The sequence below is a fragment of the uncultured Abyssibacter sp. genome (assembly GCF_964000955.1).
GTDB lineage: Bacteria > Pseudomonadota > Gammaproteobacteria > Nevskiales > OUC007 > Abyssibacter.
On record NZ_CAXFCL010000216.1, the window covers coordinates 1 to 4,835 of the forward strand.

5 protein-coding genes are annotated in these 4,835 nt (G+C 65.1%); 4 read left to right on the forward strand and 1 reads right to left on the reverse strand.

Translation table 11 applies throughout. The features are described 5' to 3' along the window. The first annotated feature begins 211 nt into the window (after positions 1–211). From ABNS06_RS10560 to ABNS06_RS10570, 3 genes are read left to right on the forward strand one after another with little or no spacing between them, the layout of a single operon-like run. Positions 212–1,261 (forward strand): dehydrogenase, encoded by a 1,050-nt coding sequence (locus tag ABNS06_RS10560; RefSeq protein ID WP_348674529.1) that lies wholly within the window; start codon positions 212–214, stop codon positions 1,259–1,261. A gap of 2 nt (positions 1,262–1,263) precedes the next feature. Further along, on the forward strand, positions 1,264–2,484 hold the full coding sequence (locus ABNS06_RS10565) for an HAD-IIIA family hydrolase (RefSeq protein WP_348674531.1): 1,221 nt from the start codon (positions 1,264–1,266) through the stop codon (positions 2,482–2,484). Then, a complete protein-coding gene (locus ABNS06_RS10570; RefSeq protein WP_348674533.1) occupies positions 2,474–3,661 on the forward strand; it encodes an AGE family epimerase/isomerase in 1,188 nt (395 codons plus the stop codon). Before ABNS06_RS10565 ends, ABNS06_RS10570 begins: the two co-directional genes overlap by 11 nt. Positions 3,662–3,686: 25 nt before the next feature. On the opposite strand, the gene ABNS06_RS10575 is transcribed toward ABNS06_RS10570, so the two are convergent. Then, complete coding sequence (locus tag ABNS06_RS10575; RefSeq protein ID WP_348674535.1) at positions 3,687–4,442, reverse strand: WecB/TagA/CpsF family glycosyltransferase; 756 nt, start codon at positions 4,440–4,442, stop codon at positions 3,687–3,689. 122 nt (positions 4,443–4,564) lie between these two features. Between ABNS06_RS10575 and ABNS06_RS10580 the strand changes: the two genes are divergently transcribed. After that, positions 4,565–4,835, forward strand: a 271-nt coding sequence (locus ABNS06_RS10580) for a glycosyltransferase family A protein (protein WP_348674536.1), incomplete at its 3' end; no start/stop codon positions are given.

Here is a 4,835-nt window from a genome sequence, read left to right on the forward strand (position 1 = left end):
CCGTTCGGGGTGGCGTTGTACCGGCTCGGGCACGGGGGCAATCATTCATTGAGCGCGGCCGGCGAAGTTGGCTGGAGACGGCGCGTGATGCGCGTGCTGTTTCCGTCGTTTCGGCCCGCGGCGCGTCACCGCCGGGATTTTTCGCTGTGCCCGGATTTAGAGTGACTGGGCCGAGGTCGTCGCACCTGCTTTTTCGACGAAAAGGGTACTGATGTCATCTGTTCTGATTACGCGCTCACGCGCGCCGCTGCGCCTGGGGCTGGCCGGCGGTGGAACCGATTTGTCCCCGTATGCGGATACCTATGGCGGCGCGGTGCTGAACATGACCATCGATCGCTACGCGTTCGCGTCCATCACGCCGCGTGACGACGGCCGTATCCGGTTCGAGGCACATGACATCGGCGCGGCTGCGGAATACGACGTCGACGACGACATCTCACGGTCCGAGCTGCTGCTGCACCGGGGCGTCTACGAGCGGATGATCCGGGACTACAACGGCGGCGAGCGCATCGCGATGACGCTGACCACCACCGTCGATGCGCCGCTGGGATCTGGGCTGGGTTCGTCGTCGGCGCTGGTTGTGGCGCTGGTCGATGCGTTCCGCGAACTGCTGTCCGCGCCGCTGGGCGAGTACGACGTCGCGCGGCTGGCCTTCGACATCGAGCGGGTCGATCTGAAGCTGGCCGGCGGCCGGCAGGATCAGTACGCGGCGGCGTTCGGAGGGCTCAATTTCATCGAGTTTCTGGCCGAGGAGCGGGTCATCGTCAATCCGCTGCGCATGCGCCGGGCGATACACAACGAGCTGGAATCCTCGTTGGTGACCTGTTTCTCGGGTCGTTCGCGCGAGTCCGCCCAGATCATTTCCATGCAGACCTCGGAACTGGGCAAAGGCGCTGCGCGGACCATCGACGCCATGCACAAGCTAAAGGCTGATGCGATCGAGATGAAGCGTCTGCTGTTTGGCGGCAACATTGAGGGCATGGCCGCGCTGCTCAACGAGAGCTGGATCGCCAAGAAGGCGACCGCGTCAGGCGTCTCCAACGCGCGCATCGACGAGCTTTACGCATTGGCGATGGACAACGGTGCGCTGGGCGGCAAGGTGTCCGGCGCCGGCGGCGGCGGGTTCATGTTCTTCGTGGTTCCACCGGAGCAGCGTTACCGACTGGTCAGCGCGCTGGAGTCCGTCGACGCGGTCGCCACACCGGTCAAGCTCATCGATCTCGGCGTGGAAACCTGGCAGGTCCACGGTCGGACCGTCTGATCATGATTCAGTGCGCCGTGCTGTGTGGCGGGCTCGGAACCCGTCTGGGTGCCCTGACCGCCGAAACGCCGAAGCCTCTGCTCGAGGTCGCGGGCGAGCCGTTTCTGGAAACCCTGATTTTCGAGCTGGGCCGCCAGGGCATTCGCAAGGTGCTGCTGCTGGCCGCGTTCCGCAACGACAAGATCACCGCGTTCGCGCGGACATCGCCGGCCGCGCAACGCTTCGGCGTGGAGATCGAGGTCGCCATCGAGCCGGACCGCGCGGGGACCGGCGGTGCGCTGTGGCACGCACAGGATCGCCTGGAGGACGTGTTCTTCCTGATCAACGGCGACACCTGGTTCGATATTCCGGTCCTGTCGCTTTATCGCCGCGCGCATGCCGAGCCCGATGCCTGCGAGGGCGTGATTGCGCTGCGCAAGGTCGATGACGCCTCGCGTTACGGCACGGTTGATCTCGATGAGGCTGGCCGGGTGACCGGGTTCGCGGAGAAATCCGAGCGCCGGGGCGAGAGCTACATCAACGGCGGCATCTACTTCCTGTCGAAACAGGCGTTGCGACTGACCGCGCCGCAGTGTTCGATTGAATACGACGTGCTGCCGGCGCTCGCGGCCGAAGGCCGGTTGCGCGGCGTCCCCTTCGACGACAATTACTTCATCGACATCGGCATCCCCGAAACCTACGAGCGTGCGCAGACGGAGATTCCGGCGCAGAAACAGCGGCCGGCAGTCTTCCTGGATCGTGACGGCGTGATCAACGAGGACCACGGCCACGTCGGCTCGGTCGACCGTTTCACGTTTATTCCCGGTGCCCCGGAAGCGGTCGCGATGCTGAACGCGGCCGGCTACTACGTGTTCGTGGTGACGAACCAGGCGGGGATCGGTCGCGGCTATTACAGCGAAGCGGATCATCTGGCACTGATGGCGCATATCGAGGTGGAACTGCTCAAGGCCGGCGCGCATTTCGACGATCACCGCTACAGCCCGTACCACCCGGAAGCCGGCATCGGGCACTACCGGCAGGATCACGCCTGGCGCAAGCCGCGGCCGGGCATGTTGCTCGATTTGATGGAACACTGGCGCATCGACAAGTCCCGCAGTTTCATCATCGGCGACAAGGACAGCGATATCGAGGCCGGCCGCCAGGCGGGCATACAGGGTCACCTGTTTACCGGTGGAAATCTGGCCGATTTCGTCCGCGGGCTGCTGGACGCCGATGGGCATTGAAACGGGCGCGGCGGCTGAATCGCTGCGTGGCGTTCACCGCGAGCTCCGCCAGTGGCTGTTCGATATCGCGCTGCCGCTGTGGTGGAACGTTGGCGGCGATCGCGAACAGGGCGGATTCTTCGAGAAGATCAGCCACGATGGACGAAGCGTCGAGGCGCCCAGGCGGACCCGCGTGGTCGGTCGGCAGATCTACGCCTACGCCACGGCCGGGCGCATGGGCTGGCCCGGGCCCGCGGCCGCGGCAGTTGAGCACGGCCTGGACTACCTGCTGACGCGATGTCTCAAGCCGGATTGCACACTGCATTCCCAGACGGCGCCGGATGGCGCGGTGATCCGGGCGGAATTCGATCTCTACGACCACGCCTTCGCGCTGTTCGGGCTGGCCGCCGCCGGCGGTTTCCGCGATGACCGCGAGCGTCTGGCTGGCATCGCCCGCCAGATCCGTGAGGCGATGATCGACGGCTGGAAGCACCCGCAGCGGGGGTTCGAGGAGGCCGTGCCGCGCAGGCTGCCACTGCTGGCCAATCCCCACATGCACATCCTCGAGGCCTGTCTCGCCTGGATCGAGACGGGTCCGGCCGCGGGCGATGATGGCTGGGACCGGCTGGCCGACGAGATTGTCGAGCTGTGTCTCGACCGCTTCCTGCATCCGGATAGCGGCGCGCTGCGGGAATTCTTCGATGGTGACTGGATGCCGGTCGCGGGCGAGGACGGACGCATCGTTGAACCCGGGCACCAGTACGAGTGGGCCTGGCTGCTCAAGCGCTGGGGGCGGTTGCGTGGCCGCGACGATGCCCTGGCGGCCGCGGGGCGGCTGGTCGAGATCGCCGAGACCTGGGGTGTCGACGCCGAACGTGGCGTCGCGTTCAATGAGATCTTCGACGATTTCACGCCGCGCGACCGCGACGCCCGCATCTGGCCGCAAACCGAACGCATCAAGGCCTGGCTGGCGCTTGCCGACATCGCGGAAACGTTTGAACGGCGCGACATCGCCTGGGAGCGCGCCGCCATCGCCGGGCGTGGGCTACAGCGCTATTTCGCCGACGACGTGCCCGGTATCTGGTACGAGACGATGCAGGCCAACGGCAGCTTCGTGCAGGAGCACGCCCGTGCATCCAGTCTGTACCACATCACCTGCGCGCTGTTCGAACTGGACGCAACCGTCTCGCGGCTCTGAGCGCGCCGGAGCGGAGGTTGCGGGGCTATGCCTTGTTCCGGAATTTCTTCCAGGCGTACCGGAACATGATCGGAAAGATCTTCGGGCCCTTGACCAGATAGCGCTTCCACATCCGCTTGGGATTGCTCAGCAGCCGGTGCAGCCATTCCAGCCCCAGGGTCGTGTAGATCCTCGGAGCGCGGACTTGCTTTCCGGTCAGAAAGTCGATGCTGGCGCCGACGCAGAAGGCCACTCCTCGCGAACATCCCCGTGTCAGCAGGTCGTAGACGATGTTCTCCTGCTTGGGGAACGTGATGCAGACGAACAGCAGATCCCATTCCGCCGACATGGCGCCATCGACGGTTTCATCCCATTCCGGCGTGCCGATGGTCAGCCTGGCGGGGGCGGGCAGGTAGCGGATGTCCGATGCCGGATATTTCTGCCGCAGCACGTCGAAGTCCTCGCGGGGCGGCCCGAGCACCGCCATGCGGCAGCCGTCGTAGAGCGGGTTCTCGATCAGCGACCGGGTCAGATCGGAGCCGGTGCAGGGGCGCATCCGCACGCCCAGGAACCGGCCGAGGATCGACAGCACCTTGCTGTCGCAGAGGGTCAGGCCGGCCTTGCTGTAGATTTCCTGGGTCTTCGGGTAGGAGGCGTCGTGGAAGGACACGACGTTGTCCACGTTTGGCGTAACAACGTAGCTGTAGGTGTTCGCGTCCACCATCTCGTGCAGCCGCGTGCGGACATCGTTCATGGTTCCATCGGAAAACGTGATTCCGAGGAATTCTTGCTCCTTCAGCATTCCAGCCTCTCGCTCAATGTGTGAAACGTCCGCCGGTGGACGTGCCGCACCGGCTTGGCTAACCTCGATGAAGCCCGCCCGGGCGACTCCCGTTCCTTCCCGCGAACCCACAGGCTGCCGCCGTGCTCGACATTGCTGTGTGCGTGTGCACCTACCATCGACCGACGACGCTGCGGCATCTGCTCGAGACCCTCGCCGAACAGACCCTGCGCCCGCGAGAAGTGATCGTCGTGGACAACGACCATGCGGGCAGCGCCCGCGATGTTTGCGAGCGGTTCGACGCGCCCTTCACGATCCGATACGCGATCGAGTCGGTGCAGAACATTAGCAGAGCACGCAATCATGCGCTGTCGCTGGCGAGCTGCCCGTGGCTTGCGTTCATCGATGATGACG